Origin of the sequence: Acidiphilium sp. 34-64-41, assembly GCF_002282635.1 — a bacterium.
In the GTDB taxonomy this organism is placed as follows: Bacteria; Pseudomonadota; Alphaproteobacteria; order Acetobacterales; family Acetobacteraceae; genus Acidiphilium; species Acidiphilium rubrum.
In genome coordinates this window covers 1-4,943 of record NZ_NCJX01000141.1, presented here as the reverse complement: position 1 = coordinate 4,943, position 4,943 = coordinate 1, and the positions used below count along the sequence as shown (strand labels likewise).

10 protein-coding genes are annotated in these 4,943 nt (G+C 60.3%); 7 read left to right on the top strand and 3 right to left on the bottom strand.

Translation table 11 applies throughout. The features are described from left to right. Positions 1–125 precede the first annotated feature (125 nt). Positions 126–449, top strand: coding sequence for a hypothetical protein (locus B7X49_RS18070; RefSeq protein ID WP_286840533.1), 324 nt, complete (start codon positions 126–128; stop codon positions 447–449). Positions 450–543: 94 nt separating this feature from the next. Here B7X49_RS18070 and B7X49_RS18065 read toward each other — a convergent pair whose 3' ends face one another. Both B7X49_RS18065 and B7X49_RS18060 read right to left on the bottom strand, forming a co-directional pair. Beyond that, positions 544–1,026: an ArsI/CadI family heavy metal resistance metalloenzyme gene (locus B7X49_RS18065; RefSeq protein WP_286840531.1), complete on the bottom strand. Its 483-nt coding sequence runs from the start codon at positions 1,024–1,026 to the stop codon at positions 544–546. After that, the gene (locus B7X49_RS18060; RefSeq protein ID WP_286840529.1) at positions 1,023–1,373 is read right to left on the bottom strand and encodes a helix-turn-helix transcriptional regulator; all 351 of its coding nucleotides are present in this window, start codon (positions 1,371–1,373) and stop codon (positions 1,023–1,025) included. Before B7X49_RS18060 ends, B7X49_RS18065 begins: the two co-directional genes overlap by 4 nt. A gap of 634 nt (positions 1,374–2,007) precedes the next feature. Between B7X49_RS18060 and B7X49_RS18055 the strand changes: the two genes are divergently transcribed. Next, a complete protein-coding gene (locus B7X49_RS18055; protein WP_286840527.1) occupies positions 2,008–2,310 on the top strand; it encodes a DUF736 domain-containing protein in 303 nt (100 codons plus the stop codon). A gap of 50 nt (positions 2,311–2,360) precedes the next feature. On the opposite strand, the gene B7X49_RS18050 is transcribed toward B7X49_RS18055, so the two are convergent. Continuing rightward, the gene (locus tag B7X49_RS18050) at positions 2,361–2,669 is read right to left on the bottom strand and encodes a helix-turn-helix domain-containing protein (protein WP_286840526.1); all 309 of its coding nucleotides are present in this window, start codon (positions 2,667–2,669) and stop codon (positions 2,361–2,363) included. A 155-nt stretch (positions 2,670–2,824) separates the two neighbouring features. Here B7X49_RS18050 and B7X49_RS18045 point away from each other — a divergent pair, with 155 nt between their 5' ends. From B7X49_RS18045 to B7X49_RS18030, 5 genes are all read left to right on the top strand, one after another. Further along, a complete protein-coding gene (locus tag B7X49_RS18045) occupies positions 2,825–3,112 on the top strand; it encodes a DUF2285 domain-containing protein (protein WP_286840525.1) in 288 nt (95 codons plus the stop codon). Between the two features lie 155 nt (positions 3,113–3,267). Next, positions 3,268–3,489 (top strand): transcriptional regulator domain-containing protein, encoded by a 222-nt coding sequence (locus B7X49_RS18885; RefSeq protein WP_353737270.1) that lies wholly within the window; start codon positions 3,268–3,270, stop codon positions 3,487–3,489. A gap of 7 nt (positions 3,490–3,496) precedes the next feature. Then, the gene (locus B7X49_RS18040) at positions 3,497–4,066 is read left to right on the top strand and encodes a DNA -binding domain-containing protein (protein WP_286840523.1); all 570 of its coding nucleotides are present in this window, start codon (positions 3,497–3,499) and stop codon (positions 4,064–4,066) included. A 271-nt stretch (positions 4,067–4,337) separates the two neighbouring features. Then, a complete protein-coding gene (locus B7X49_RS18035; protein WP_286840521.1) occupies positions 4,338–4,604 on the top strand; it encodes an AlpA family transcriptional regulator in 267 nt (88 codons plus the stop codon). Beyond that, positions 4,601–4,828 carry a replication initiator protein A gene (locus B7X49_RS18030; RefSeq protein ID WP_286840519.1) on the top strand — a complete coding sequence of 76 codons (228 nt, stop codon included), beginning with the start codon at positions 4,601–4,603 and terminating at the stop codon, positions 4,826–4,828. The genes B7X49_RS18035 and B7X49_RS18030 overlap by 4 nt, the downstream gene beginning before the upstream one ends. Positions 4,829–4,943: the final 115 nt, after the last annotated feature.

The window sequence follows — 4,943 nt, the reverse complement described above, 5'->3', positions numbered from 1 at the left end:
GGTGCGCTCGGAGGCGACGAGGCGGTAGGTGAAGTATGTTTCGTTATCGGACTTATTCCGAGTTTTTGTTTTGCGGATAAACATTGTCGAGACATGAGGTTGGCGCCGCGGGGCGTCAAGGGGTTATGAATAATATTATGGCACTACAAATAAAAACAAAATTGAAAGTAGGCAATATCAATGAGTTGCGCGTGTTCGTTGCAGGTTATGATCGGTTTAGTGCTAAAGATGGGTTAGGTTTGCCGCATGATCGTAATCCACCGGCACGCGCAGGTCAGCTTTCAATCGAAGAAGATGTCATGCTCGAACCGGTGGTCGATCCGCGCGAGCCGCCGCATCTGGCCTCGTGCATCCGCACGAGCCCGCTCCCACAGGTGCCTCTCGAGGGACCTCGTGAGACGCACGATCGCCCGCAGAATCTGAAGTCCAGAGGGAGGGCTGTCGGGTAGCGGATCGCGGCAACACAGGCTTTCAATACTCGTCATCCGACTCTCCCATTCTCATTCCGCACTACGCCAAAAATACGACGCGTGACCCATAGCGTCACGTATCGTTCAAATGATCCGTCCCAGTACCGCAGCCCGCGTCTTGCGGTTTTTCCGGTTTGCAGCAAACGTCGGCCTTGATGCGGATTCGGCCAATATTCGCGCTGTCGCCGTAAACCGTGCTTTCGCCTGAGGTCAGGAAAGTTTCCCAAGACAGCCCTTGAGGATCGGTAATCCAAGACTTTTCGGAGTTGGCGTAACAACAGGTCGTCGCGCCCTTTTCCAGTAGCGGCCGGTTGACCTGTTGCAGGCGTTCGTAGACTTCCTGCAATTCGTCATGCGTCTCAGCCTGAATACCGAGGTGATCAATCCCTGTCTCGCCGCTCCGCGTCGAAATTGCAAAATTTACCAGGGGATCGTTTAGCATCCACTTCGCGTAATCGGGCTTGGTAACGGATGGTTCAGCCGCGAACAATGAGCTGTAGAACCGGACAGACTGGGCGATGTCGGCGACGGACACATGGACATGCATGCGTTTCATTGGCGGGTTCCTTTGTTGATGTTGACAACAATCGAGCCGTCGCTGACGCCGCAGCCGGAGGTAACGCCCCGGCAGCAGTTTTCGGTGAGATAATCTAGCAGCGTATTCATGGCGCTGTATTCGGCCGAATAAATCAGCGACCGTCCTTCCCGGCGAAACGTCACCAGACCGGCTTGCCTAAGCTGGCTCAAATGAAACGACAATGTTGCCGAGGGCAGGCCCAACCGTTCGCCGATGTTTCCGGCGGCAATGCCCTCAGGGCCAGTCTGCACCAGCAGCCGGAATAGATCGAGGCGTGTTTCCTGTGCAAGCGCGCTCAAAGCAGCTATGGCGTCTAACTTCTCCATTTCTCTAAAATAATGGAAATATTAAGTTTGTCAAGATGAAAAGGGCTGCGGCTCGGAAACCGTGCTGCCGGCCAGCACCGCGGTGCCGAGGAACGCCGGAGCGAGGCCGCGCAGATCCAGAACTACAGTCAGCCGCGGTTGGAACGGACTACTTGCTCATACATCTCACCCTGCGTCCTCCCATCCTTCCACTACTTCGATCCTTGCTGAACCTTCCGCGTTGGCTTCCCGTCGCCTGGGCGGAGAATAGTCTACCGGACATGGCTAACTCATCCGGCGCTGCCGTGCCATCGTGACACCTTGATCTCTGCCGACTGGATTCGCCATCCTCTCCTTGAGGCTTGGCGCGTTGCCACCCGTTCGGCCTCGTGATTGGCGGATCTAGCCGAAAGCCGATCGCCTGCCCGCAACGGCGCTGCTGCGACTTTCTTCCCCTGCCGCCGCCACCCCACGCAGGAGGCTGCGTGGGGACCCCGGCTCAAGAGCGGCATTCCTCGCGAGGCAAGAAACTCTCGCCGCGCCGTCCTCCGCTGCGCTGCGGCCGCGAGCGGTGCGGGTCGATCGCCTTCCGGCTGCAGGACCGCCATCGAGGCCGCACGGGGTGGCCCCGACAACTCAAGCAAGGAGAACGACCATGGCGATCATCGGCAACTTCACCAAGGACGCGAATGGCTACAGCGGCACCGTCCGGACCCTCAGCATCAACGCCAAGGCGCGACTGGTTCCCGCCGAGAACGGCACCGACAAAGCCCCTGACTTCAGAGTTTTCGCCGCGGGCAACGTCGAGCTGGGCGCCGCCTGGAGCCGCAAGGCCAAGGAGACCGGGCGCGAATACCTCTCGATCAAACTCGACGACCCCAGCTTTCCGCAACCGATCTACGCCAGCCTGGTCGAGGTCGAGCCGGAAGGCAGCTACAATCTGATTTGGTCACGCTGAAGCCAGCACCACAACGCCCCGCCCGGATGGGCGGGGCGTTTCGTCTGCGATCAGCCGCCGGAGGGCTTGCGGGTACGGCGCTGGCGTTTCCGAGGGGCCGCTGCCGGTGACTTCAATGGCTTTGGTTCGTGTTGCTCGGCTACTGGCGCAACCGTCTCGTCGAACAGGCTGGCGGGCGATACCTTCAATCCTTCGCAGACAGCCCATAACGACAACAGTGTCACATTCTGTTTGCCCAGCTCCATGCTGCTGACATAGGCGCGATCGACACCCAGCGTCACCGCCACCGCCTCCTGACTGAGCTTTGCCTTCAGTCGCGCGCGCCGCAGATTCGCTCCGAAAAGCTTCCGAATGTCCATCCAAAGGATGGAGCGCAATCGCGTATTTCGGCGCTACGCATTATAATACGCGAGTTGCCAGACGGACCGCGATGCGCTTCACCTTCCCCGCCGCAATCCATCTGGTTGTGAAAGTTTTGGCAGGGCGAAAAAATCTCGCCGAGAAGGACATGTAAATGCGCAAACCCAGCTTCGACGCGCCCATCGCCGATGAGGCACCGGTGTCTGATCGTCTGACACCCTATGACGAACTCCATGTGATCCATTATGTTATCCTGCTCGACGCCGAGCGTGATCAAGTGCCGTGGGACGATGTCGCCCGTGAGGCGCTCCTGATCGATCCGGCAAAGGAGCGCGACCGTGCGAAGCGAGCCTACGAAACGCATCTTGCACGCGCGAGATGGATGGCAAATTCAGGCTGGCGGCAACTACTTCAGACCGGCAACGTTCAGAACAACCCGTAGCGCGTCCGACCTGTTGGTTGCATACGCGGATCATGCCGCAGTCATCACGAAAAGTTGATGAGTGACTTTGTTAGTCACGGAGTTGCGAAGTCGCGCGGCAACCCGAAGTCGAATTGATTAACGGGGCAGAAGTGCTGTCACGGTGGGGACACGAGATGCGGCCATTCACGCGAGAGCGGCTGGCCGCCCGGTATCGGTATATTGAAAGCCTATCGCCGGACGGTCTGGTCTGGGAGCTGGTTCGACGCAGTGCCGCGTACCAAAAGGATTACGCGGCGGCGGTAGAGCGCGCGCATGACGCCCAGCCGGAAGCGCCATTGTCGCTCTGCGCGCGCTGGAGGTTGCGATTTCCTGGAATCCCCCGACACGACGGGTGACATTGCCATGCTATTTTGGACGGCCGACGCCACCGCTCGTGTCGTTCATGTCCGTGTCGTCGACGTTCATGAAACGACAGGCGCATCGCAGGTCCGGTTTAACCCAGATGTTTGGGGCACCCGTTACATCGGCCGTCCGACGCCGGACGGCTATCATCTCGTCGTGGCGCCGTCGGCCAGCGTGCGTCATCATCTGATTTTCCAATCTCGTGATCCGCCACCGCTGGATACCCCGCTGGCACCGGTCGTTCTCTGGGATGCTTGGCATTCGGAGCGGTTGGAAGCCGCCCACGTGTTCTGGAGGTTTGCTGCCCGTCCGCATGTTCCGGCCGCTTCAAGCCTCTCGAGTTCGAAACCGCATCCGCGCGGGTTAAAGATTGCCTACATGGCATGGGCACTCGACCTCGCCGCCACCCGCGCAAGTGAGCGGGACGTCCACCGTGCCCTGTTCGGCGAGCCGCCGGGCGCCTGGGAGGACAGTGGTGCCCGTAGTCGCGTTCGAACCCTTATTGCGACCGCCCGCCGCTGGCGCGACGGTGCCGCTTTTAGACTGCTGAAAGCGCCCCGTCTGACCTGATCCGGCCTGCCACTGCCAAAACGTGCCGATGTCCCCGTTGTCCCCGTTCGGATGATGCCGTCGACGGACTTCGCCTCGTCAGGCCGAGACGTGCATCCACCTGTTACGACCAGAATTGTCGCCGTCGCTCCACAACGCAGATCCGTCGTGCGGGCCTCTTCCTGGCCGATTTTGGCCCTCCCCTGAAAATGGCCCTGAGCAATGTGCGGAGGAACGCCGATCCTGCGTCGCAACGCGAGCCGATGGCCGGCCGCTCGACGGAGATCGCCCCATGCAACAGGATACGCTACCTAATCTGCCGCAACGCTATCTGCGAACACCGGAAGCGGCACGGTTTCTGGGTCTGTCAGGCCGAACGCTGGAGAAACATCGCTGCTTCGGCAGTGGCCCCGCCTATCGCAAGATCGGCGGCCGGGTTGTCTATCGGCTGGCTGATCTGCAGGCTTGGGCCGAATCCGGTGCTCGTCAATCTACCTCTGATCCCGGCACCAGCGTTGCCCGCGGGCCAGGACGTCCGGCTCGGCCAGTTTCGCAATGAGCGACGATCGTCCGGTGCCGGCGATGCTCGAGCACGCACGTCCGCGCGCGCCGGTCGATTTGATGAACTGGCCCTGGTTCAGCCTGGCCAAGATACCGCGTACCGCGCCCATCCACTATCAGGGGAAGACGCATTCTGTTCACATCGCGCCAGTTGTCGATGGCTGTCTGAACCCGCGTAAATCTGGCTTCGGGCGTGCTGTCGCGGTGACGCGGCCGGCGTGAAAGCGGGTGGGCGGGAGTTGCTTTGTCGGAAGATGCCGGGGTGACTCGGACGAGTGCTGGTGGCTAGATTTGCCCTGATTGAAGGGCAAGCACGGCGCCGATTCTGAACTTGGCG